18 protein-coding genes are annotated in these 24325 nt (G+C 48.0%); 3 read left to right on the top strand and 15 right to left on the bottom strand.

Annotation, left to right across the window (positions count from 1 at the left end):
* Positions 1–172: 172 nt before the first annotated feature.
* The 13 genes from ACED36_RS12070 to ACED36_RS12130 form a co-directional block, all read right to left on the bottom strand.
* On the bottom strand, positions 173–1225 hold the full coding sequence (locus ACED36_RS12070) for a TRAP transporter substrate-binding protein (RefSeq protein WP_016958263.1): 1053 nt from the start codon (positions 1223–1225) through the stop codon (positions 173–175).
* A gap of 91 nt (positions 1226–1316) precedes the next feature.
* Positions 1317–2639: a TRAP transporter large permease subunit gene (locus ACED36_RS12075; RefSeq protein WP_016958262.1), complete on the bottom strand. Its 1323-nt coding sequence runs from the start codon at positions 2637–2639 to the stop codon at positions 1317–1319.
* The gene (locus ACED36_RS12080) at positions 2629–3216 is read right to left on the bottom strand and encodes a TRAP transporter small permease subunit (RefSeq protein WP_017003998.1); all 588 of its coding nucleotides are present in this window, start codon (positions 3214–3216) and stop codon (positions 2629–2631) included. The genes ACED36_RS12075 and ACED36_RS12080 overlap by 11 nt, the downstream gene beginning before the upstream one ends.
* Positions 3217–3251: 35 nt before the next feature.
* A complete protein-coding gene (locus ACED36_RS12085) occupies positions 3252–3965 on the bottom strand; it encodes a GMP synthase (RefSeq protein ID WP_017003997.1) in 714 nt (237 codons plus the stop codon).
* Between the two features lie 9 nt (positions 3966–3974).
* Positions 3975–5141 carry an iron-containing alcohol dehydrogenase gene (locus tag ACED36_RS12090; RefSeq protein ID WP_017003996.1) on the bottom strand — a complete coding sequence of 389 codons (1167 nt, stop codon included), beginning with the start codon at positions 5139–5141 and terminating at the stop codon, positions 3975–3977.
* Between the two features lie 9 nt (positions 5142–5150).
* Entirely contained in the window at positions 5151–6536 is a 1386-nt protein-coding gene (locus tag ACED36_RS12095; protein WP_017003995.1) for an aldehyde dehydrogenase family protein, read from the bottom strand.
* A 9-nt stretch (positions 6537–6545) separates the two neighbouring features.
* Positions 6546–7916 carry a glutamine synthetase family protein gene (locus ACED36_RS12100; RefSeq protein ID WP_016958257.1) on the bottom strand — a complete coding sequence of 457 codons (1371 nt, stop codon included), beginning with the start codon at positions 7914–7916 and terminating at the stop codon, positions 6546–6548.
* A 249-nt stretch (positions 7917–8165) separates the two neighbouring features.
* A complete protein-coding gene (locus tag ACED36_RS12105) occupies positions 8166–9173 on the bottom strand; it encodes a LysR family transcriptional regulator (protein ID WP_241823386.1) in 1008 nt (335 codons plus the stop codon).
* 147 nt (positions 9174–9320) lie between these two features.
* Complete coding sequence (gene panP, locus ACED36_RS12110) at positions 9321–10964, bottom strand: pyridoxal-dependent aspartate 1-decarboxylase PanP (protein ID WP_017006747.1); 1644 nt, start codon at positions 10962–10964, stop codon at positions 9321–9323.
* Between the two features lie 158 nt (positions 10965–11122).
* Complete coding sequence (locus ACED36_RS12115) at positions 11123–11659, bottom strand: hypothetical protein (protein WP_016958254.1); 537 nt, start codon at positions 11657–11659, stop codon at positions 11123–11125.
* Positions 11660–11922: 263 nt separating this feature from the next.
* The gene (locus ACED36_RS12120) at positions 11923–13224 is read right to left on the bottom strand and encodes an ABC transporter substrate-binding protein (RefSeq protein WP_017003992.1); all 1302 of its coding nucleotides are present in this window, start codon (positions 13222–13224) and stop codon (positions 11923–11925) included.
* Positions 13221–14663 carry an ATP-binding protein gene (locus tag ACED36_RS12125; RefSeq protein WP_016958252.1) on the bottom strand — a complete coding sequence of 481 codons (1443 nt, stop codon included), beginning with the start codon at positions 14661–14663 and terminating at the stop codon, positions 13221–13223. Before ACED36_RS12125 ends, ACED36_RS12120 begins: the two co-directional genes overlap by 4 nt.
* Positions 14653–15375 (bottom strand): response regulator, encoded by a 723-nt coding sequence (locus ACED36_RS12130; protein ID WP_016958251.1) that lies wholly within the window; start codon positions 15373–15375, stop codon positions 14653–14655. Before ACED36_RS12130 ends, ACED36_RS12125 begins: the two co-directional genes overlap by 11 nt.
* A 457-nt stretch (positions 15376–15832) precedes the next feature.
* Here ACED36_RS12130 and ACED36_RS12135 point away from each other — a divergent pair, with 457 nt between their 5' ends.
* Entirely contained in the window at positions 15833–20278 is a 4446-nt protein-coding gene (locus tag ACED36_RS12135; protein ID WP_371733321.1) for a calcium-binding protein, read from the top strand.
* Positions 20279–20370: 92 nt separating this feature from the next.
* Here ACED36_RS12135 and ACED36_RS12140 read toward each other — a convergent pair whose 3' ends face one another.
* The gene (locus ACED36_RS12140; RefSeq protein ID WP_016958249.1) at positions 20371–20469 is read right to left on the bottom strand and encodes a MetS family NSS transporter small subunit; all 99 of its coding nucleotides are present in this window, start codon (positions 20467–20469) and stop codon (positions 20371–20373) included.
* Positions 20466–21965, bottom strand: coding sequence for a sodium-dependent transporter (locus ACED36_RS12145; RefSeq protein ID WP_016958248.1), 1500 nt, complete (start codon positions 21963–21965; stop codon positions 20466–20468). The genes ACED36_RS12140 and ACED36_RS12145 overlap by 4 nt, the downstream gene beginning before the upstream one ends.
* Positions 21966–22893: 928 nt before the next feature.
* Between ACED36_RS12145 and ACED36_RS12150 the strand changes: the two genes are divergently transcribed.
* Entirely contained in the window at positions 22894–22986 is a 93-nt protein-coding gene (locus ACED36_RS12150) for a YnhF family membrane protein (protein ID WP_016958247.1), read from the top strand.
* Positions 22987–23073: 87 nt separating this feature from the next.
* Complete coding sequence (locus tag ACED36_RS12155) at positions 23074–24291, top strand: patatin family protein (protein ID WP_371733322.1); 1218 nt, start codon at positions 23074–23076, stop codon at positions 24289–24291.
* Positions 24292–24325 lie beyond the last annotated feature (34 nt).

The raw sequence follows: 24325 nt of genomic DNA on the forward strand, positions 1-24325 counted from the left end.
AATAAATGAGAGGGCGGAACTCTAAATCCGCCAGTAAAAACACGAGGAAAACCAGTGTCGGTATTGGCCTATTGACGCTGGTTTTTTTCATTTCTGCCGTTTGTGATTTTCCGAAGCTGAAGCCAAAGAAAAAGCGGCAATGATCAGCCGCTTTTTTGCTCAGATTATCCGATTACGAATTGCGATAGGGCTTACCTGCTTTTTCCATCACACCCGCATACTCTTTGAAGATCTCGACCACGCGTTTGTTACGTGGGCTGGTTTCTGCAACTTCGTCCCAGAACTTGTAAGCTTCAACTTCCACTTGGCGCCACTCTTCATCTGGAATGGTGGTTAGCTGCATTTTAGTGCCTTGGGTTCTAAGCTTGGCTTCGCCGCCCCAGTACCAATGCTGACGATAGTAGTGGGATGTATCCATCATCATATTGAATAATACTTTCAGGTGTTCTGGCAGGGCGTCCCAACGCTCCGAGTTGGCAAAGAACGAGCCGCACCATGCCCCGGAAATATTGTTGGTTAAGAAGTAGTTAGTCACATCTGCCCAGCCGACGGTGTAATCTTCTGTAATGCCTGACCATGCAATGCCGTCCAGTTCGCCTGTTTGTACGGCAACTTCTACGTCTTCCCATGGCAGAGTGACGGGAATAACACCGAAGCGTGACAGGAATCGGCCTGCGGTTGGGAAGGTGAAAATACGTTTACCTTTCAAATCCGCCAGACTGTTAATGGGTTCAACAGTGGCAAAGTGGCAGGGGTCCCAAGAGCCGGCACTTAGCCACGTGACACCTTTCACTTCGTCATAAGCTTCTTTCCAGATCTCCTTTAAACCGTACTCTTCAAAAAGCACAGGCACATCGAGGCTGTATCTTGTTGCGAAGGGGAAATACCCACCAAACACGGCAATGTCCACGGGTGCAGCGATTGAGTCATCGTCACTTTGTACAGCGTCGATGGTTCCTCTTTGCATTGCGCGGAACAACTCACCCGTTGGGACAAGCTGGTCGGCGAAATACAACTCGATCACCATCTCGCCATTGGCTGCAAGGTTAAAGGCATCAACAGCGGGTTTGATTACGTGTTCTGCTAGTGCTGGCCCAGCATAGGTTTGCAAACGCCAACGAATAGGTTCTTTGGCGGAAACTACGGCAGGTGCGCCCAATATTGCCGTTGCACTGCCCGCACTAACTATCCCTGCTTTCTTCAAAAAATCGCGTCTATTGCTCATAGCGGTGTCCTTTTCACGTCTAAGTTAGATGTTGCGTTTTTAGGTCTTACATTCTTGCTTGTCTCACTTTTGAGTTTAGAACTGGTTTCAATTATCGGCTGTAATGCCATTCAGGAAGCCACAATGCGACCTGAGGGAAAATCATCACAATGGCTAACGCGCACATCATGATGATGACAAAGGGAATGATGGAGCGATAAATATCAGTGAGCGACACCTCTGGAGGCGCCATTGCTCGCATCAGGAAGAGGTTGTAGCCAAATGGCGGCGTCATGTAGGCAATCTGACAAGTGATGGTGTAAAGCACGCCATACCAAATCAAATCGAAGCCGAGTAGTTTCACCAGAGGCACGTATAGCGGCGCGACAATCACCAGCATGGCGGTGTCATCAAGGAATGTACCCATGATGAGATAAGAAAGTTGCATCAAGATAAGAATTTCCCAAGGCGTTAAACCCAGTCTCTCAACGAACAAACCTTCTATTGCTTTGACTGCACCAAGGCCATCAAACACGGCACCAAAACACAGCGCGGCGAGAATAATCCACATGAACATGCAGCTAATGGCGAGGGTTTTGCGCAGGGTATTTTCTATCACTTCTTTCGTCATGCGACGCTTGATAATGGCCGCGACCGTCGCCGATAACGCACCAACCGCAGAGCTTTCCACCAAGCTGGTGACGCCCATGAGAAAGAGGCCAGTCATGGAGAAGAAAATAGCCAGCGGCAACACACCTGCGCGCAGTAATTTAAGTTTCTCTGCCATGGGTACATTGCGTTCTTCTTCTGAAAGCGCAGGACCAAGTTGGGGTTGAAGCTTGCAGCGGATAACGATGTACAACACGAACATGGCGGCCATGAGTAAACCTGGGAACACGCCTGCCAGCCAAAGCTGCCCAACAGGTTGTCGCGCGATCATGCCATATAGCACGAGTACCACGCTTGGGGGAACGAGTATCCCAAGAGAGCTACCAGCTTGAATAACCCCTGTGACCATGATCTTGTCATAGCCTCGCCGAAGCAGCTCGGGAAGGGCGATACTGGCACCGATGGCCATGCCCGCCACACTTAGGCCATTCATGGCGGAAATGGCGACCATCAACAAAATGGTGCCGATAGCTAGCCCACCATGGATGGGGCCCATCCAAACATGGAACATTTTGTACAAATCTTCTGCGATACCAGACTCGGACAGCATGTAGCCCATATAGATAAATAGCGGCAATGTGAGCAGCGGATACCACTTCATCAGTTTCATTGCGGCGCCAAAAGCGATTTCAGACCCGCCATCTCCCCACAGAAATAATGCGGCGATTACCGCGACAGAGCCGATGGCGGCAAACACGCGTTGACCTGTTAGCAGCATCAGCATCATGGAAGAAAACATCAGCAGTGCGATTAATTCATAGCTCATTGCGCGTCTCCTTCTGCGGATCTACGGGCGGATCGAGAGGGGCGCGCAGTTTGGCGATGTCTTTGAGCATGACGGCGGTGGCCTGCAAGATCATAAGGAAGATACTCACGCACATAGTGATTTTGATGGGGGACATATAAGGACGCCATGCAGAGTAGCTGCGTTCGCTATATTCCAACGCATACGAGGTGCTGGAAATGCCCCCGTAGAGTAATACGCCAAGATAGAAGAGAAGGAAAAACACGGTGACACAATCCACCAAGGTTTTAGTGCGAGGCGACCAGCTTCCATAGAGTAAATCCATACGAACATGGCTATTGAGCTGCATGGAGTAAGGGCCACCCAGCATGTAGTAAGCCACCATGACAAACTGTGCCATTTCGAGTGTCCACAGAGATGGGAAAAAGAAGGTTTTGGTGACAGACGAATACACGAGAATGCCGAGCATCAGAAAAATGAGATACATGGCGAATCGACCGACATAGTAGTTAATCGATTCTACAAATCTCACATAAGCCGCCAATGGTGAGGGAAGGTACGCCAGTGTGTCATCGGCTTCTTCGCGGGTAGAGTCCATGAATCATGTCCTTATGATTATCACTCGCTACTGGGTTAGTTTTTTGCTGCTTGATGCAAAAAATTCAATAGCCATCGGGTGACGTTTTCGCTGTCCGACGTTTGGGTCAGTGATGCTTGACCGTTATCGATGACAGCTTCGGGAATGCGATCGCGCCTTGCTTCCATTAAATCGAAGGAGTAGGCACGGCTGAATTCAGGGTGTCCTTGAATGGCAAGAAAGTGGTTGTCCACGGTGAACATACCGATGGGACAAAATTCACTTCCTGCTAGGTTTTTACCTTTGTCTGGCAGAGTGACGACCTGGTCTTGATGGCTGACCACCAAGGAAAAATCGTTGCCGTCTGAATCAATCCAATCTTGTTTTGTATTGAGTTGACTGGTGGCAATACCGACGCCCCAACCCCGTTCAGAACGTGCGACTTCGCCGCCCAATGCTCTGGCCATCATTTGATGACCAAAACAAATTCCCACCGTTGGCTTTCCTTGCGTAAAAAGGGTGCGAACAAAGGCCTCAAAGGTTTTGATCCACGGTAAGTCGTCATAAACGCTATAGCGACTGCCGGAAATAATGTAGCCATCGCAGTCATCAATGTTTTTCGGATAATTTCCATCGATGACGCGATAAAATTGCAGCGATAAACTCGGGTCCGCACGCAGCAAAATGGCGGCAAACATATCGGGATAATTGTTATGTACTGGCTGAAGTTCAGCCTTTACATCGTCACAGAGTAAAATGCCAACCTGCATAAATCCTCGCTATACGCCATTTCCGTTCACAGCATCTGAGAACAACTGGCTGTATTGCGTGGCGGTAAATGAAATGGGGTTGCCGCCCGCTGAAGGATCATGCAATGCCATGCTTCCGACCAACTCGGCGTCTTCATCTGAGAGGCCAATCTCTGCCAATGTGTGAGGAATACCCACAGATTTTCTCAATGCCAGTACCCAATTCAGCACAGTGTCTGTGCCGGATTCTTGTATATCGAGATCAAGGTAGCGAGCCAGTCGTGTCATTTTTTCTTCGATTTGTTCGCGATTGGCATTGAGCACATAGGGCATCAAAATGGCGTTCAGCAAACCATGGTGACTGTTATATAGCGCGCCAAGACTGTGGGCGATGGCGTGCATCGCACCCAGACCTTTTTGAAAGGCCGTCGCTCCCATGCTTGATGCCACTAACATTTGGGTCCGGGCTTCTATATCTGCGCCATTTTCGACGGCTATCGGCAAAAAGTTTTTGACCAAGCGAATGCCTTCAATCGCAATCCCTTCTGCCATTGGGTGATAGAACGGCGAGCACAAGCCTTCAAGATTGTGAGAGAGGGCGTCCATTCCAGTAGCTGCAGTAATATGTGCAGGCAGACCAACCGTCAGTGTTGGATCCAGAATCACCTGTTGTGGGACCATGGCGGGATGGAAAATGATAATTTTTCTCTTCTCCTGCTCATTGGTGATGACGGACGCGCGGCCGACTTCTGAGCCAGTGCCTGCAGTGGTAGGAATTGCGACCACTGGCGCAATTCTTTCTTCGTTAGCGAGCATCCAGTTATCGCCCACGTCTTCAAAATCCCACAATGAGCGTGATTGCTGCGCAGACAGCGCAATCGCTTTAGCGCAATCGAGTGCGGAACCACCACCAAAGGCGATCACGCCGTCATGATTTCCTGCAATGAATGCGCGATTTCCATCTTCAACATTTTGGCCGGTTGGGTTGCCTTGAATGTCGCTAAACAATGTGGCCTCAAAGCCTGATTGCTGACAAAGCGTCATCACTTGTTTTGTCATGGGCAGGGCGGCAATGCCGGGATCGGTGACCAGCAGTGGTCTGCGCATTCCCGCCTTCTGACAGGCGTCCGGCAGATTTTCTAACGCGCCTTCACCAACCACCATGGCGGTTGGGTAATTCCAAGATGAAATGCTCATGGTTTGCTCCTAAACGCGCTTGAAGTGAAAAGATTTTGGCCGAGTCAGTTGCTCGAAGCCTATTTGCGAGAGTGTGCAGCCACGTCCGCTGTTTTTTACGCCAACCCAAGCCAATGCGGGGTCAAGGTAATCACAGCGATTTAAAAATACGGTGCCAGCATCAACGCGATCTGCCCATTGCTCGCCTTGCGCTTCGTCTTGGGTAAAAATTGCCGCCGTTAAGCCAAATTCACTGTCATTCATTAAGCGAATTGCTTCGTCGTCGGTTTTAACTTTCTGTATACCAAGCACGGGGCCGAAGGTTTCTTCAGTCATGACACGCATGGAATGATCAACGTTGATTAACAACTGAGGCGCAAGATAGGGCGTACCCAATTGGTCAGCAGGGAAGTCGGCTGCATCAATCAGTCCTTTCGCGCCTTGGGCAATGGCTTCGGCTGTTTGTCCGCGCACAAAATCTGCGGATGCTGTTCTGACGAGTGGACCTAAGTTGGTTTTCGGGTCATCGGGACGACCAAGTTGGTATTGTTTGACCAGATCAATGGATTGGCTGACGACATCGTCATAAACACTTTCATGAACGTACAAGCGCTCCATGCCACAGCATGATTGGCCTGAATTAAAGAAAGCGCCATCAATCACGGTGTCTACCGCATTTTTGATATCGGCGTCGTGACGAATATATGCAGGGTCTTTGCCACCCAACTCTAGGCCAGTACTGATAAATCGACCGGCAACCGCACGCTCAACCACCTTGCCGCCCGGCACTGAGCCAGTAAATGCAATGTGTCGAATGCTTTCTTGTTGCATAACGGTTTCGGTATCTGCGTGGGAGAGATGCAAATATTGGAAGACACCTTCGGGAATGCCTGCTTCTATAAACGCGGCGACCATACGTTCTGCGCACAGTGGTGTTTGTGCAGAATGCTTGAGAACAACGGTATTGCCCGCTAGCAACGCAGGTACAATTGCATTCACCGCGGTGAGATAGGGATAATTCCAAGGCGCAATCACGAAGACGGTGCCAAGTGGAACGCGCTTGATGTAGCGACGAAACCCTTGTTTTTCTGGGAGCATGATCGGTGCAAGCGCTTCTGGCGCAATCTTGATCATGTGTGTGGCGCGTTCTTCAAAGCCGGCCACTTCGCCCTTGGTGTAGGCAATGGGACGTCCCATCATCCAGCTCACTTCTTCTGCAATCGCATCTTGGTTAGCCACAAAGCACGCCACGGCTTTTTGACAAATGGCTTGTCTTGCTTCTAGTGGTAATGATTGCCAGTGCGTTTGCGCCGTTTGCGCTTTGTCTAAAGTATCGTTGATCTGCGCCGAATTCGCGTAAGGGCGTTCGACATATACACTGCCATCAACCGGTGTGATTGTTTGAAAACGTTCCATGTTTAGCACCTAGATAATTTCGAAATAACGGTCTAATTCCCAATCTGTCACGTGTTTGCGGAACTCTCTTTCTTCCCATTCTCGTGAGGCAGCAAAGTGTTCAACAAAGGCTTCTCCTAGCATGGATTTGGCGGCATCTGAGTGTTTGAATGACTGCGCTGCTTCCCAAAGCGTACGAGGGAGCTGAAGTTCCTGTGGATGCGTCATTTCATACGCATTACCGATGATGCGGTCATAAGGTTCGAGTTTGTGTTCAATGCCATACAGACCGGAGGCCAGCGCTGCAGCGAGTGCGAGGTAAGGGTTCGCGTCTGCTGCGCCTAGACGATATTCAATGCGCTGAGATTTTTCAGAACCAGGAATAACACGTAGTGACGTGGTGCGGTTTTCAACGCCCCAGGTTGCATCGGTCGGTGCCCAAAAGCCGGGGATCATGCGTGAATAGCTGTTAATCGAAGGTGCAATCATGCACAAAAACTGTGGCATGAGGCGCTGCTGTCCTGCCAAAAAGTGGCGCTGGATATCACTCATGTTCAGTTCAGCATCGGGCGCATAGAACGCGTTTTTCCCACTGGTTTTGTCTCGCAGCGAAATGTGAATGTGACCGCTTTGACCGGGGTAATCGTTACTCCACTTCGCCATAAAGGTCGCCATCATGTCGTTTTTCTGCGCGAGCACCTTCATGTAGGTTTTGAACAACGCCGCTTTGTCGGCTGCATTGAGTGCGGAGTCATAGGCGAGCGCCGCTTCGATCACGCCAGGGCCTGTTTCTGAGTGAATGCCTTCAATGGGGAAATCCATGGATTCACTCATGGCGAGAATGGCTTTATACAAACCGGAATAGGTTGAATTACGAATCATTGAATAGCCGAACCAATCGGGCGTGATGGTTTTGAGGTTTCGGAAACCTTTCTCACGCACTGACTGAGGCGTTTCATCGAAGATAAAGAATTCGTATTCGAGCGCAGCGTAGGCGTCAAAGCCCATTGCTTCGGCTTTATCGAGTACGCGTCTGAGGGTTGCTCGTGGGCACACGGCTTCAGCCGCGCCTGAAAATTCTGCGATAAACAACACCATGCCGTCTTCATCGAGCACTTCACGGCAGGTTTCAGGCAAGATCCGTGCAGGGGCATCAGGATAGCCTGTGTGCCAGCCTGTGAATTTCACGTTGTCATAAAGCTGGTCTTTAACATCCCAGCCTAAAACCACATCACAAAAAGCAAAGCCGCCGTCTAAAGATGAGAAGAATTTCTCTTTCGACATGTACTTACCGCGCATGACGCCATCGTTATCGAAAAGTCCCACTTTGACATGAGTGAGTTTTCTCTCTTCGACGATGTGCTTTGCGTCAGCGATTGTTTTTACTTCGCGCGCTTCCATTCCCGCTCCTATTTTTGCCAATATCATGCTGCCGAACGGCTCGATAAACGCTGTTTCGTTACTGAATCCAACTTATGGCTTACTGATCAACGATAGTAGACGCGGCCAGAACCACGGGCTTTACCTTCAGAGTCTGGCGTTCGGTAACGGACTAATGAAATTAAGGTAGGAGAGGATGCAAAGAAACTGCCACAACAATCACGTTAAGTAAGGCAGCACTATAAGCAACACTAATAGTAGGTCGTGGCGTTAGACGGTTGAGTATCGACCAATGCGGATTTTCCCATCCAGCCATGGGTGATCTTGTCGAATTTTGGCTAAGTAGTGCTGGCGAAGTATTTTGCAGCTGTCATTCGCCAATGTTTCTGGAAGATTACCCAATTCGTTTCTACGAGCAATTAAAGTCAGGTATCTGAAAAATGTGTCTTTTTCAGGTAATGGTAAGCACGTGATTTGCTGTCGGAATAGCTCGCCTTGCATCAAACACAATGGGGTAGTGAGCGCCCAACCAAGACCTTGCGCTACGGCGGATAAAACCGCATAAGTATTGTCTAGTTGCATACGGTCGGGAGCGTCTAACCCCTGTTGATGTAGGTAGGTTTCAATCGATTGACCAATAAGGCTTTGTTCGCTATAGCGAACCATGTCTAAATGTTTGCTCATGGCGGGTAATGAAGTACATAAATCGGGGAATCTTTCGTGAAACTGTCGAGGTATGACTAAAACGAAGGGTTCTTTGAGAATTTGGCAACGTCTGAGGTTATCTTGTTTTTCGAGCACATCATCAGAAATGATAATATCAATACTGCGACTCAGTAGCCCTTGCTGGTGGAGATGGGAGTAACCCGTCATCATGGTCCAGTTTTCAGTGTGCTTTTTAATGACCTCAATCAGCGGTTGTCCGACGGTCGCCGCGAGTGAATCAACCATGGCGATTCTGACCAAATGTAAGCTGTCGAAACTGCCTTTGGTGACTTCATGCTGCGTTTTGTAAGCTTGCTCTAAAAGATGCACGGACTGATCATAAAAGTAACGACCCGCGACAGTAAGCTCTATAGGGCGCACACTGCGATCAAGTAATTTTACCCCAAGGTTGGTTTCTAGGTTGGCCAATATCTGTGATACCGCCGATTGTGACATGTTGAGTTGAGACGCCGTTGCCGTCATGTTGCCGCTTTTTGCCGTAGTGACAAACACATCCAGTGCTTTTAGTTCAAATCCCAGTGGCTGCATCTTCACTTCTCCTGCGTGACTCATTCCTTGTCGTGCTGCTGGATATAAGCGTAGCAATCAAGGCGAAAGCTAGGTGTTTTTTCAGTGAGTTAGCTATCGCAAAAATGAAAAAGCCGCGCAAGGCGGCAATGTCGATTGGTCATTTATCAGTGTTTGAAAACGACGACAATATTAGCCAAGAATACGTCGCGTCATCGCCATCAGTTCTGGGTAGGCAAGCGTGCTTTGTTTGGCGATATCGCGCTGCTCATCGAGTACATCTTGTAAGATCGCTTTTGTTGTGAGCGGGTTAGCCAGTACCACGCGAAATACATGCGTAGAACGTCTATCAAGGTAGTTTGGTGTCAAGGTGGTGCGCGACACAAAATTCTGTCCCGCTTCGCGTTGTCGTTTTTGAATGAAAACCGTCAGATCGTTAAGTCGTTTATGAATGGCATCTTTTTGATCGGGTGTCGCAATAGCGAAAGCGCGGCGAACATCTTCTGGTACATAGCGATAAGTCAGCAAACACAGTTCGGGTTCACTGATCAGCTCAAAGTCAGGCTGCTCCGCAATCAGGTTGGCAAAGTAGTTCGCTTTCTCAACACTTTGGTCGATCAACAATTCATAACCTTGTCGGCCAATAATATTGAGGCTGGCAAATAGCAGCATGGCCATTCCGCCACGCGACCCTTCTAGCGTATGGCTGCCTAAATCTTTTGAGCCTTTGCGCAAGATGTAATCAGCATGGTGTTCAATGGCTGACACCAGTGAAGGGTCTTTGAATATCACCATGCCCGCGCCCATTGGCACGTACATTTGTTTGTGTGCATCAATGGTGACGGAGTCTGCGCGTTCAATGCCGTTTAACTTAGGGCGTTGATTGTTGGACAGCAAGCTCGCACCACCCCAAGCCGCATCAACATGAAAGTGCATACCTTCACGCTCGGCAATATCTGCCATGGCATTTAATGGGTCGATGTTGCCTGTTTCGGTTGTGCCTGCCACGCCAACCAGCGCGAAAGGTTTAATATTCTTCGCTTTCAGCGTTTCAACGGTTTCTTCCAATTTGTCGATACGAATGCGGTTGTGCTCGTCTGTTGGCACTGCGATCAGTGATTCGCGACCGATACCCAACACATCTGCAGATTTTTTCAGGGAGTAATGGCCGCGTTCTGACACGATAATGGCCAGATCGTCATAACCATAGTGCTTCATTGCACGGAAAAGACCTTCTTCCGCGACACCTTTGAAATCAGCGTTTGCTTTTAGGGCTTCGTTTCGGGCTACCCAAAGTGCTGTGATGTTGGCGATTGTACCGCCTGAACAAAATGCGCCTAACGAATGTTCGGCGCTGTGCATCCAATTGTCATAGAAAGGCTTGTCACGCTGATAAATAAGGTTATGCAGCATGCCTAGAACTTGGCGCTCTAACGGGGTAAATGCCTTTGACGTTTCAATTTTCACCGTGTTCTGATTGAGCGCAATCATGATCTTGGAGAGCGGCATCAGGAAGTAAGGGAGTGCTGATGTCATATGTCCAATAAAGCGAGGAGAAGACGTATGGACTGATTGCGCAACCAGTTTTTCCAGCAAAAACTCGGTGTGGTCTGACACGAATGAAGGTTGTTCAGGCACATTGGCATCACTGAAGTCTTTTTCTATTTCAGTCAGTGAGTAATCGGTAGCAATAATATGATCTTGCAAGAAACGGTTAAGATTTTGCGAGATTGCTTGCTCGATAGTGCCCAAGGTTGAATGGGGGGCTTCCGGCACAGTGAAAATGCGGTGAAGGCTCTTGAGTGACGCTTCTGCCTTCTTTTTCTCATTTACCATTTTGGGATGCTTACTTAAAAATTGATCTACTTGGGTTGCGCGATACTACATGACTGCGAAAACACGGCGAAACATATTATGAGTATGGCGTTGTATATTCTGGTGTCATTACACAGAAAAGGGAGTTCACATTGAACTGCCTTTTCTGTGGTACGTGATTAAGACTGCTTATCACATTGGGTTTCCGCCAGATTCTTCATCTCATTGTTGTAGCGTTCAAGCGGTACTTTGATTTCTTTCGGTTGGCTGAGCAAGTCCGCCAATGCAGAACGAAGGTCATAGTTACCTTGGTGAGCTTGTCCTTGACGGAATTCGAACACTTTTTTTGCAGCGTCTGCCAGCACACCGGATGAATTGCTCAATGTTTTGATGTCTTCTTGGGTCAAGTTCAACCAAGATTCCACAGGTGCATCAAAGTTAAGCTTGCTTGGATCATTCTCTACATAATAATCAAAGGCTTCATCATTTAACATGAAGTGGTTTCGGCGGCCTTCGAGGAACCAGTTTGCAACATCGTCTAGCTTGGGATCTTTCTTGATCGTCAGATCAACCAGACTCTCGTACCATGAAATCGAAGCGTTTACATAGTTATGATATTTCTGAGTAGCGCATAGAGGATCAATCTGATTGATGTCCTTGGCGACAGCAATTCCTGGAAGAAGAGTAGCTAAAAGAAGCAGGGCTGAACGACTCATATCGCAAATCCTTTTTAGTCGAAGGTAATAGCCGTGAAGAACGGCTTATTTTTATAATTGTCATGGTAATGGTATACCCAAACTTCCTCAAGGTGCATGTTTCATCGAGAAAATTTCAGGGCACACTCATTGAGCGACTTGGGTGACATTTTAAATAATATTATCCCCGTACACTGTCGCCATGCGTTTTCTTACCCGCTGAGTGGGTAGTAGTGGGAGTAGCAATGGCACTGTGTTCGCGTTTGTAACACCAGGTAGGATGCTTAAAGTTTGTCTGCTAACACTGCCGCGCGAATATGACGCATAGTTTCGTCGATATTAACTTCATCGTCATTGTAATAGCGTGAAATAACATCAAAAAGGGCGACTTGAGAGGCTCGGCCTATTGCCATGTTGTGTGACAAACTGGCGACCAAATTATCGGTCGCTGCTGCACGCAAAAATGCTTGCATGGCATCTTGTGCACAGGGGTCGAAACGGGTCATGTTGATATCAACACGCACAGGGATTGAACCTTTACTTAGGTTAAATTCCTCTTGAAAGTCGGGTTCTAGGATAAGCTTTGCCAACTCTTTCTGAGACGCTGTTTGTTGTGGGTCACTGCTTTTGAAAAACACAAAGCTGTCGATGTTAAAAGAAAACTGATTGGCAGTTCCGGGCGCGGGTATACACACAAAGTCTTTACCTGAGACTTTGTTGGCGGCGAGGAACTCTCCTTTGGCCCAGTCGCCCATCATCTGCATGGCAGCTTTCCCTTCGATGACCAGTGACGTGGTATCACTCCAATTTCTTCCGGGGCTATCAGCGTCGGTATATTGCTTCATTCGACGCAGCGTCAGCAATGTCTCGCGCATTTTTTCACCCGTGAGCAAGTCCGAATTGTGTTCACTAAATGCTTTGCGGAAATCATCAGTACCCATTATGGCCAAGGCAATGGATTCAAATAAGGTGGTTTCTTGCCAGGCTTCGCTTCCTAGCGCGAGTGGAATGAAGCCTGCTGCTTTGATTTTTTCAGCGGCAATAAAAAATTCATCCATTGATTGTGGTAATTCAGCGCCTGCTTGTGCAAACACGTCAGGATTCGCCCAAAGCCAATTGACGCGATGAATATTGAAAGGGGCAGCAACATAATGACCATCGACTTTCAGGTAGTCAGAGACGCGAGCGGGCACCAGTTCATTCCAACGCTGTTCTTCGGCCACATCATCAATGTTAACGAGAAAGCCTAGCTCTCCCCATTCTTGAATTTCGGGGCCTTTAATTTGTGCCACATCCGGTGGGTTGCCTGATAACGCCCGAGTGCGAAGTGTATTGATGGCGCTTTCTCCCGCACGACCTGCGACGGCGAAATCTTTCCACTTATGGCCTTTTTCTTTCATCATATCTTTTAGCGCGTTGACCGCCAGCGCTTCGCCACCACTTGTCCACCAGTGCAGCACTTCCACTTCGTTATTCGTCTTGGAGGGTAGACCGCTTATATCTGGGGTTTTATTGATATCTTCATGAGTGTCTGAGGCGACAGGGAAAGCGAGGCTCAGTGCGAGTATTAAAGGCAAGAATCTCATTGGTCTACCTTCGGGAACGCGATATCAATTTGAAGGCCGCCAGTGGCGCGGTTGGATAAGATAAGCTCTCCGCCATGCGCACGAATGATATTTTTAGCAATGCCCAAGCCAAGGCCTGTTCCATGAAGGTCTGTATGCAGCCGGAAATACGGGTCAAACACCTTTTTGAGAAACTCCTCGGGAATACCGGGGCCATTGTCGAGCAAGGTGATATCAAGTGACTTGTCATTGTCATGCACGTAGACGATGACTTCGTCGCCATATTTCACCCCGTTGTCGATAAGGTTAGTTAAACAGCGCTTAAATGCGAGCGGTTTGCAACTGAAAGGCAGCTTCTGTTCGCCACGAATAATGACGCGTTGGCGTTGTTGATTATGGATTTCAGCGATACTGGTGATGATTTTCAATACATCGATTTGGGAGACGTTTTCATGGATGTCGGTGTCTTTTACCGTTTGCAACGCACCTTTCACCATGATTTCGAGTTCATCCAAATCTTTATTGATTTTGGCGGCTTGCACTTCGTCATCTATCAGTTCAGCGCGCAGGCGAAGTCGGGTAATTGGCGTTTTTAAATCGTGTGAAATCGCGCCAAATAATTTCTCCCTGTCATGCATGTAGCGTTGCATGCGCTTTTGCATCAGGTTAAAGGCGCGAGTCACTGTGGTGATCTCACTGGCGCCTTCTTCTACCAGCTCAGGTTGTTCTATGTCTGTGCTTAAGCGGTTGGCGGCTTGCGCCAAACGTTTAAGAGGACGGGTCTGGTTGCGGATTAAAGTAAAAGTAAACACCAATAGTAGGGTGGTAATTGCAAACAAGAATACAATTTGGTCGGCGTTGACTAAGTCATTTCCTAACGTGATATATGGCGCTGGCAACACTGCGGCAATGTAGACCCACTGGTCTTTGGTTAGCTCGATTTGTACCACCAAAATTGGCGGATTCAGTGGCTCCAAGCTTAGGGTATGGTGGGCCCATGATTTAGGAAGATCGGAAAGCAGTAAGCTGTTATTTAGTACGCGGAGCGTTTCAGGACGAGAGAATTCAACATGAATGGCATCGACCTTTGGTAGCTCTTTTCGCAGCACCTCTTCAATTGTTTTCACCGCTTCGCGTTTAGCAAAACTTTCTTCGACAGGCACGATGTGGATTTCTTCCGTGTTAAATGAGACGAAGAAACGCGCCCCCCCCATATTTCGCAGCTGGTCGAGAGCAATATGGCGGTATTCAACCGGCAGAGATTGAAAGAATGTTGTCGTGGAGGCAAACATCTGCGCCATGCTTTCTGACGCGGATTTTAAGCCGTCGACTTCGCGTTGCTTCGATTGGGTATACCAGTAAAAACTGGCAATACTCTGCGCGAGGATGACGGACAGCACGGTTAAGATCAGCGTTCGTGAGAGCAGCGAACGCGGCCAGAAATATTGTTTAAGATTCATACGTGATATCTGCAACGAAAATGTATCCGTTGCCGCGCACCGTTTTTATGATCGTGGATTGACGGCCGTTGTCTTTCAGACGCTGGCGAAGACGACTGACTTGCACATCAATTCCTCGCTCTTGTGGTTGCGCTTCTCGGCCTCGCGTTGCGTTAGAAATCGCATTGCGATCCAACATAGTGTGCGGGTTTTCGATAAACAGCATCAGCAGTGCAAAATCGGCAGATGTCATTTCAACATCTTGGCCTGTGACCTGATGGTTGAGACGTTGAGTAACAGGGTCAAGTCGCCATTGCGCAAAGCGAATTGCTTTTGGCTTCGACATTGTTGTTTCTTGTAGCTGCTGTGTGCGGCGAAGCAAGGCGCGAATTCGCGCGATAAGTTGTCTAGGACTAAACGGCTTGGCAATGTAATCGTCCGCCCCGAGTTCTAGCCCAATGATCTGATCCATTTCATCGGATACCGCGGTGAGCATAATGATCGGGACACTGGAATCTTGACGAACGTATTTACACAGCGTAAAGCCGTCATCACCCGGTAGCATGACATCGAGAAGAATAAGGTCGGGGTACTGCACAGCAAGCTTGGCTTTCATTTCTTGTCCGTTTTGCGCCGTTGTGACGCTATAGCCGGATTTTGACAAGTATTCCTGAAGCAGTTCGCGGATTTCTAAATCGTCATCCACCACTAGGATCCGCTTCTGATTAACCATTGAAGGTGTACCTCTTATTCTTCTTCGTAAGCCACGTATTATCTTAGAGAATAAGGGGGAGTGCTAGCGCGAAACACGCAAATTAAGGAGTTAGTGACGAAACAAATTAGGCTTGATGAAGGACTGAACGGTGATGGGCTGTGAAAAAACCGCAGACTTTACGGGCAGATTTAATGGCTTGATGTCTAGCAAAAATCAGCTTTTGCCCATTTTTTAACCGACGTGAAAATATTTTTAACATTTTTTATTTCTGGTCATATTCGGCCTATTCGCAATATGCATCAGATCGCTCAAAATTACTGGTGATATTTCAATCAATTAAAACGCTTATTTTCAGTTGCCTCTTTTTGTTATCGCATTCCATAAATGAGACTCATATTGCATGGTTGGAACATCTGTCTATCAGGTCTAAATTCTGAATTAAGGTAAAAAAGATTGATGACTTTAGGTGATTTGAATGGCAGATGAGATTATTTACGGAACACAAGCTGACGACGTGATCGCAGGCTCTGCGCTCAACGATAAGATCTATGGTGGCTTGGGGGATGACGTGATCACTGCTGGTGGTGGTGACGACGTAGTGATGGGTAACGGCAGTGACACTGCGCCTTCCCCATCTGACATTCAGCTGTCTCACGCAGATGACAGCAGCCTATTCAGCATTCAAGGCGATGGACCCATCAAGCTTGAGTTAAGCAGTATGACTAGCTCGGCGGGGTTCAAAAGTAGCTTAGGGTACTACGTGCTCGACGAAAATGGGCTCGTACTTGAAGCACAAATTTTGGCAGATAATGTCAAAGAAGTATCAGGCGCTTCGGTGACAATCACACCTGCTTTAAACGCTGATGCTGTCGGTATGTTTCTCGTCCCTAATGGCTACAACGTTGGTTTTGACAACGGATCGGTCGAACTCGATCTTGTTTCTAGCCCCCCTCAAGTTATTCAAGATGGCGTTAGCGCCAATGTCTTTGTATCCAATTCAGAACTTAATGGCGATGGTGGAGACCACGAGCGATTTGATGGTGAAACATCGGGCTGGGAAGACTTATGGGGCTTAGGCGACCGCGATTATGATGATGTTCTGTTTGATGTTTCCGCTATCCAAGCGGTTGTTAGCACGGACAACGACACCATAAAAGCTGGCGAGGGTGATGACGTTGTTTATGGCGAAGAAGGCGATGATACGCTGCTTGGACAACGTGGTGATGATCTCCTGAACGGCGGTTCAGGTGATGACGTTCTCAAGGGCGGACGGGGAAGTGACGAATTACAAGGCGGCACGGGTGACGATCAACTCTTCGGTGGACGTGGCGCGGATAGCCTTTTTGGTGGTGACGGTAATGACACCTTAAATGGCGGTCGAGGTAACGATTTACTTCAAGGCGGCAATGGTGATGACACCTTGTCAGGTGGTAAAGGGCAAGATGAGATTTATGGCGCTCAAGGCGACGATATTCTGAATGGTGGCAATGGCGCAGATCGCCTGTTTGGCGGTGACGACAATGACACCGTAAGAGGCGGAAACGGCAATGACTACATCAAAGGTGATGCTGGCGATGATGCGTTGTTCGGTGGTAATGGCACAGATGAAATGAAAGGTGGCGACGGCAACGACACGCTGAACGGTGGCAGAGGCAGTGACGTTCTTTATGGCGACAATGCTGACAATGCTACCCGAGGCGATAACTTGCTCTTCAACGGTGACTTTGAAGCGTGGGGTGACGATGCCGGTGCGAAATGGGGCTTGTTCAATGATGAAGACGTTGCAGGTTGGAGTACGCCAGATAACGTTAAAATGGAACTGCAACAAGGCGGTTTCGGCGGTGGGCCATCTAATGACAACACCAACACGGTGATGGAGTTAGATACCAATAAGAACGCGACGGTGCAGCAGACGATCAATGTTGAATCCTTTGCTCAAAATGATGAAATCCCTCTTGAGCTGAGTTTCGATTACGCTAATCGCTACAAAGGCAGTGATACCGAAACGAGTCCTTTTTCTGTGACGATCACCGATCAAGGTGGCAATGTCATCTATAACCAATATTTTGATAATACGCAGTCAAATGCGAGCTTTGTGTCTTACGACGCCTTATTTGTCGTGCCAGTTGGCACAGAGAACATTACCGTTACGCTGCAAGGTGAAGGAAAATCGGACGGCTATGGCGCTCTTATCGACGGTATTTCGATTACTGAAATATACGAAACCGTCCAGGTCGATGGCATTGTTTATGAATTCACTGGCAATGCGGATGTTATCAATGGTGGTAATGGCAATGACCGTATTTTCGGCGAAACGGGTAATGACACTTTAAACGGCGGTCGCGGCTCGGATTACCTGAATGGTGGCATTGGGGATGATGTGCTTGCGGGTGGTCGTGGTAACGACGAATTGCAAGGCGGCGTCGGCAATGACGTACTCAAGGGTGGCCTAGGTGCTGATGCACTTTATGGCGGCGATGGTGAAGACACCTTGAATGGTGGCAAAGGTAAAGATGTGCTCCAAGGCGGTAATGGCGATGACATTGCCCGTGGAGGACAGGGCAACGACGAGGTTTACGGCGGTAGCGGCAATGACCAGCTATACGGTGGCCTCGGCGCTGACCGGCTCTTTGGTGGGGCTGACGATGATGCTATTTATGGCGGTAAAGGCAGCGATTACCTAAAAGGCGATGCGGGTGACGATACCTTAAACGGCGGCCGCGGCAACGATGAACTTAAAGGCGGCACGGGTAACGATGCGCTTTACGGCGGTGCTGGTAAAGATGTGCTTCGCGGTGAAGACGGTAACGACACGCTAAATGGTGGTCTTGGCAATGATGAATTGCAGGGCGGGATCGGTAGTGATGTGCTGAACGGCGGCTTAGGCGCTGATGCCCTTTATGGCGGCGATGGTGAAGACACCTTGAATGGTGGCAAAGGTAAAGATGTGCTCCAAAGCGGTAATGGCGATGACATTGCCCGTGGAGGACAGGGCAACGATGAGGTTTACGGCGGTAGCGGCAATGACCAGCTATACGGTGGCCTCGGCGCTGACCGGATCTTTGGTGGGGCTGACGATGATGCCATTAATGGCGGTAAAGGCAGTGATTACCTGAAAGGCGATGCTGGCGATGATGTGTTAAACGGTGGTCGTGGCAACGATGAATTGAAAGGTGGTACAGGCGACGATGCACTCTATGGCGGTTTAGGTAATGATCTACTGATTGGCGAATCCGGCGACGATATGCTTGTTGGCGGCAAAGGCGCAGATGAATTGGACGGCGGCGAAGGCAATGACACGTTAAACGGCGGTCGAGGCAATGACGTTATTCACGGTGATGAAGGCAACGATGTCTTGTTGGGTGGTCGTGGTAACGATGAACTCCAAGGCGGTGAAGGAAACGATACACTGAAAGGCGGCCTTGGTGCTGACAAGCTCTACGGCGCTGAAGGAAACGACAATATCTCCGGTGGAGAGGGTAACGACATTGCTTACGGTGGTGTTGGCAACGACATCGTCAAAGGTGGCAAAGGCGATGATACCTTGTCAGGCAGTGAAGGTGACGATGTTGTCTTTGGTGGTGATGGCAACGATAAATTGTCTGGCGCTAATGACAATGACACACTGGTCGGTGGTCGCGGTAATGACGATATTAATGGCGGTAGCGGTGACGACTTGATGCTAGGTGGTGACGGCAATGACGTTCTGTCTGGCAGCAGCGGCAGTGATATTGCTTATGGTGGTGAAGGAAACAACGCCATTCAGTTAGGCAGCGGCAATAACGTCGTCGCCTATGACGGCAAGGGTAATGATACGGTTGTCGATTTCAGTGCGAGAGATGACAAAATCGTTATACCTCGTTCAATTGGCATGCTGTCACTTGCAGCGCTTGGCTTGGCTCAAGATGGGGCGGATACCGTGCTTACCATTGGTGATTATTCGCTTCGACTGGAAAACGTCGATGTGGAAGACATCACTGAAAGTAATATCGAGTTTGTCAGCGATGAAGACTTTGCTGAGATGCTCAGTGTCGACAGTGTGCTTGCAGTTGAAGAGCAAGCTGTTGTCGCTCAGCTTGACGGCAGTTTCCTTGCAACAGGTAGTCTGCTGAGTGAAGACAATACGATTGGCCACTGGCATATTAAATCCATACAACTTGATAGCACCGTTTATGAAGTGTCAGATTCAACGGTCGTGATTCAAACTGAGCATGGTGAGTTGACTGTGTTTGGTAAAGACGACCCTCGTCACATTGAAGGTGAATACGCCTACCATCTCAATTCTAGTGCCGTAGCAGAAGAAGCGCTGGAGCACTTCGATCTGAAACTGGAAAACGATATTGGTGATATGACAGACGCGACCTTCGATATCGTGGCGGGAGAAGACGCAGACGATGTCCTCAATGACCTCGCATTTGACGCTGTCATCGACGGTACGGCTGGCAACAACTTACTGGTGGGTAACAGCGATGACAATGAGATTAATGGTTTTGCAGGTAACGATATAATTGATGGTGGCCTGGGCAACGACCTGATTTCGGGCGGAGCGGGATCTGACAGCATGTATGGTGGTGAAGGATCAGATACCTTCGTCTTCCTCAAACAAGATGGAGGTGAGGGGACTGTTGATGTCATCCAGGATTATTCGCCGTCTCTCGACCTGCTCGATTTCAGTGACTTACTCGATACCATCGAAAGCGAAGACCTCAGCAGTTACCTTGTTGCTTTGGAAAACAACGAGGAAAACGAAGCAACATTGTCTCTCGCATCGAACGGTGAAGATGTTGACCAACAAATCACCTTCAGCAATTTGTCGGTAGCTGATTTGGCTGATGCGTTCGACATGCCAGTGAATTCAACAGGACAAGATGTGATCAGTAATATGCTGGAAGAGAATAAGATCCTCATTAACAGCTTCTAGATGTGTCTGCTGAACAATAAAGTGTTCAGCGAGATAGTGACACAAATAAAAACCCCGGCGATGTCGCCGGGGTTTGTTTTTCTAAGTGGGGATTATTTGTCCGCTTTCATGGCGATACGAATGCACCATGCAGCGCCACCCCAAGTGATGCCAAAACCTATTAGCATCATAATGATTGCACCTGTTGTCATGCGTTAGCCTCCTGTGCTTCTGCTGAATTTTTAGCAGGCGAAGAAACGATATTGATGATGACACCAACAGCAATCAGTGCCGCCGTTAATCCCCAACCCAACATCAGTAGGTCGCTTTGTGCGTAACCGCCGTAACCTTCGTTGAACGTGTTCACAAGGTTTGTACCAACGATCCAAGCCAGCATCAGTGGGCTAACAAAGCGAACACACACTTCTAGCCATGCGCCAACAGAGAACTCAGATACCTTATTAACGTAAGCGCGGATGTCGGAGACTTTCACCAACCAGCCGATAATCACCAGCTCAATCAAGCAGCTCGCCAACAACGCCACGTTATTCATGAAGTAATCGACCAGATCCAGCAGCAATAGACCGCCGTTGGTTGCAAACGCCATGGAAATAACCGCACCGATACCACATACCGAAGAGGCTGCGACTTTACGACTAACATTTAGCTTATCGATGATGGCAGAGGTCACCGCCTCAATGATAGAGATGTGCGAGCTAAGACCCGCTACAACCAGCGCCAGGAAGAACACAGGGCCAAGGATGTAAGGAGCCGGTAACAGGTTAATCGCTTGTGGCAATGTCACGAACGCCAAACCAACACCACCGCTGACGACTTCGGTTACTGCTTTCCCTTGTTCCAAGGCCATGTAGCCAAGAATAGAGAAGATAAGTACACCCGCAAGGATGGAGAAACCACAGTTGATCAGAACAGTCATGAACGCATTGTTTGTGACGTCAGACTTCTTCGGCAGGTAGCTTGAGTACGCCAACATGATGGCGAAACCAACAGACAGTGTGAAGAAGATCTGGCCGTATGCTGCTGACCATACCTTAGTGTCAGTCAGTTTGCTGAAATCAGGCGTAAACAAGTAATTTAAGCCATCAACAGCACCCGGTAGGAAAGCAACGCGCAGTACAAGCAGCAGAACCATAACAAACAGTAAAGGCATCATGATCTTGCTAGCACGTTCGATACCGCCTTTCACGCCTGTGAATACAGCCGCAAAGGTGATCGCCCAAGCCAGTGCCATTGGCAAGGCAATGTGCAACTGCCAGTTACCTAAGTTACTTGGTGAGTTATCACCTAGCTTCAGATACTCACTGAAGAAGAAGGCATTGGTATCAGTGCCCCAGCTCTGATCGAATGCAAAGCCAACGTAAGACATTGCCCAACCGATAACCGCTACATAATACACCGCGATGGTGGCGGCAATACCGACTTGGAACCAACCTAACCATTCAAACTTGGTGTTTAGCTTTGAAAATACGACAGGTGCAGAACCGCGAAGTTTATGGCCAAGACCAAACTCCATGATCATAAAGGGAATACCAGCAGTCAGCATCGCAAAAAGGTAAGGAACAAAGAATGCGCCACCGCCGTTTTCATAAGCCATATACGGGAAACGCCAAATATTTCCCAATCCAATTGCAGAGCCCACTGCCGCAAGAATAAAGCCTGCGCGTGAACCCCATTGTTCTCTTTTCATAACGTCTCCTTGTTGTTGAGAACACCAGTCCTTTTTCCCCATGCAGTTGTTTGTTAACGCAAGTGGGAGGTGTTTTGCTTCATGATGCCATTGTGGTTTTTGGTGATTATTTTCCAGAGGCACCAAAAGCAGGTGTGTATCAACGATCTTGTGTTTGTCATCTATTCCCATCACTCAAGACAAAATAATCATCTATTGGTGAGGTTATTAGCAGACTAAGCATTGGTAATAGGTAAATCAATAGCGCATATCTTTTATGTTTGTGCTGTTATCGTCCTAATAATTCCGATTTGTCGGGGTAGGGTAGGTTGATTGCCGATGTAAATAAACCATTAGTAGTTTATTACACTGAAGTTGTGATGGGTGTTAGTGGAAAGTTGTTATTTGGTAAAGCGATTTGATTGGTCTTATTTTAACCAAAATTTGAGGTTTGGGTCGAAATTGTTGCTTAGCGCTTAAATAGTAAGCTTATCATCGTTATTTCTCTGGTTTTATCCAGAGGATAAAAATTTATGGTTAAAATTTAATCATCATAAACGTCTAAATAATAGCGTGAAAAATTGTAATTATTCAAAATTATTAACACTATGCGTGGTTAATGAAATGTTGCATCTATGGGGGTGTTTATACTCATTCCATATGTGCTTACAGTGCGTTTTTTTGTTGAATTTAGTCATAAATACAACGTAACTATGCATCCCGGCGAGTATTTCAAAACGTTTCATTAAGATGGCTGGCATAAAGCGAATTATACTGATTAGGCTAGGATATTAAGGGGTTTGCTTTGCGTCACAAATTGAAACAAATGATGCAAGAGAAGGACGATCTGAGATGGGGTTGTGAATATTCTGGCTTGCGCTGTTAAACTGCTTACATTATGAATGTGTAAATTGTGTGTTATCAGTTATTTTTGGCAAGGAGAAGCAGAATGGATATTAACTTGAAAATCGCACTCGCCACCGTCTTCGTTGCACTTGGCGGTATTCTCACTTTTGCTTCGGTAGCAATCGTGTTTTCATAGCGTTTCGTGCCATAAATTGATGGCTCTGTGCGAGTAGCCCTAGGTACAATGTGAGTACCTGATTAAACCTTCTTGTTAGAGGTGATTGTGCAGAGCTCCAAAGACAGTGATCCACAAACGTCTTTCCCGTCTTCATTGGACTACATTCGTACGCCCTCAACGCCGACAGATGGCCGAAAAAAACGTATAGCCCTTGTTGCTCAAGGCGGGGGTCAGCGTGGCATCTATACGGCGGGTGTTCTCGACAGCTTTCTCGATGCTGGCTTTGACCCTTTTGAAATCTATATCGGTACGTCCGCCGGTGCTTTGAACATCTCTTCTTATCTCACTCGACAGCGTGGCTTTGGCCATCGTTTCATCACCGAGTACACCACGCAAGATCGTTTCTTCAATCTACTTAAATATGTGCGAAGACAACAGTTCATGGATTTAGATTGGGCGCTCGAAATCATGGGGCCAACACACCCCAGTGGTTTAGCGTTCGAGAAAGCGAAGGCCGTGTTAGCAAATCGCTATGCCTATGCTTGTGTCACGAACACCAAAACGTTGGAGCCTGATTACTTTCATCTTTTTGAAGATGATTGGATAAGCGTATTAAAAGCCACTTGTGCTATTCCGATGCTTTACCCGTCTAGTGTTCAAATCAGTGATCAATATTATGTTGATGGCGGGGTCAGCGGGGCCATTCCGGCGAGAGAAGCGTTTAACCGTGGTGCAGATGTCATCGTGGTGATCAGAACGGAACCCGTTGCTCAAGATAGAACCCACATCAGCTCTACTTTCATTGAAAATATTCGGAGCCGAGTGGAGACTCGATTGCCTGAGTATCTGACTCGTCTCAGCATGGATGATCGGTTTGAGCGGTTATCTGAATTTCATCAGCAACTGTCTTTGCGTTTGGAAGAGGTCAAGCTGCGCTACAAAGAACATTCACATGAGCCACTTTGGGCGAAACTAAAAGAAATGATGCCGAAGAGTGCGCACAAAAACGGAGGAAGGTGGCTTTACGGCGGTGATGCCATCTATCGGTTACACGCCATGTCTGGGCAGAAAGTGAATAGCGATATGTTGGAAATGATGACCAAGCACTTTCATAGCTATCAAGATGCCATTCATTTTATGTCTAATCCTCCACATCGTGCCGAATTGATTCAGATCTGTCCGAGCACACCGCTTGCGAGTAGTGCCTTGTTAAGCAAGCCTTTTCAACTAGAGCATGACTATCAAGATGGGTTAGTTGCGGGGCGTCGTTTTATTGATGAATATGCGTTAACCCTCAATGATGTTTCCACGGTCACACGCTAAAGTAGAAAGATAAACAAAAAATTGTTGTGCGGAT

The organism is Enterovibrio sp. FF113, assembly GCF_041439165.1.
GTDB lineage: Bacteria > Pseudomonadota > Gammaproteobacteria > Enterobacterales > Vibrionaceae > Enterovibrio > Enterovibrio norvegicus_A.

Coding starts and splice junctions, on each gene's coding strand:
- ACED36_RS12145 (WP_016958248.1), bottom strand. CDS start 21,965: ATGAAAAGAGAACAATGGGGTTCACGCGCAGGCTTTATTCTTGCGGCA.
- panP (WP_017006747.1), bottom strand. CDS start 10,964: ATGGTAAATGAGAAAAAGAAGGCAGAAGCGTCACTCAAGAGCCTTCAC.
- ACED36_RS12120 (WP_017003992.1), bottom strand. CDS start 13,224: ATGAGATTCTTGCCTTTAATACTCGCACTGAGCCTCGCTTTCCCTGTC.
- ACED36_RS12085 (WP_017003997.1), bottom strand. CDS start 3,965: ATGCAGGTTGGCATTTTACTCTGTGACGATGTAAAGGCTGAACTTCAG.
- ACED36_RS12135 (WP_371733321.1), top strand. CDS start 15,833: ATGGCAGATGAGATTATTTACGGAACACAAGCTGACGACGTGATCGCA.
- ACED36_RS12070 (WP_016958263.1), bottom strand. CDS start 1,225: ATGAGCAATAGACGCGATTTTTTGAAGAAAGCAGGGATAGTTAGTGCG.
- ACED36_RS12090 (WP_017003996.1), bottom strand. CDS start 5,141: ATGAGCATTTCATCTTGGAATTACCCAACCGCCATGGTGGTTGGTGAA.
- ACED36_RS12080 (WP_017003998.1), bottom strand. CDS start 3,216: ATGGACTCTACCCGCGAAGAAGCCGATGACACACTGGCGTACCTTCCC.
- ACED36_RS12115 (WP_016958254.1), bottom strand. CDS start 11,659: ATGAGTCGTTCAGCCCTGCTTCTTTTAGCTACTCTTCTTCCAGGAATT.
- ACED36_RS12100 (WP_016958257.1), bottom strand. CDS start 7,916: ATGGAAGCGCGCGAAGTAAAAACAATCGCTGACGCAAAGCACATCGTC.
- ACED36_RS12130 (WP_016958251.1), bottom strand. CDS start 15,375: ATGGTTAATCAGAAGCGGATCCTAGTGGTGGATGACGATTTAGAAATC.
- ACED36_RS12105 (WP_241823386.1), bottom strand. CDS start 9,173: ATGAGTCACGCAGGAGAAGTGAAGATGCAGCCACTGGGATTTGAACTA.
- ACED36_RS12125 (WP_016958252.1), bottom strand. CDS start 14,663: ATGAATCTTAAACAATATTTCTGGCCGCGTTCGCTGCTCTCACGAACG.
- ACED36_RS12095 (WP_017003995.1), bottom strand. CDS start 6,536: ATGGAACGTTTTCAAACAATCACACCGGTTGATGGCAGTGTATATGTC.
- ACED36_RS12075 (WP_016958262.1), bottom strand. CDS start 2,639: ATGAGCTATGAATTAATCGCACTGCTGATGTTTTCTTCCATGATGCTG.
- ACED36_RS12150 (WP_016958247.1), top strand. CDS start 22,894: ATGGATATTAACTTGAAAATCGCACTCGCCACCGTCTTCGTTGCACTT.
- ACED36_RS12140 (WP_016958249.1), bottom strand. CDS start 20,469: ATGACAACAGGTGCAATCATTATGATGCTAATAGGTTTTGGCATCACT.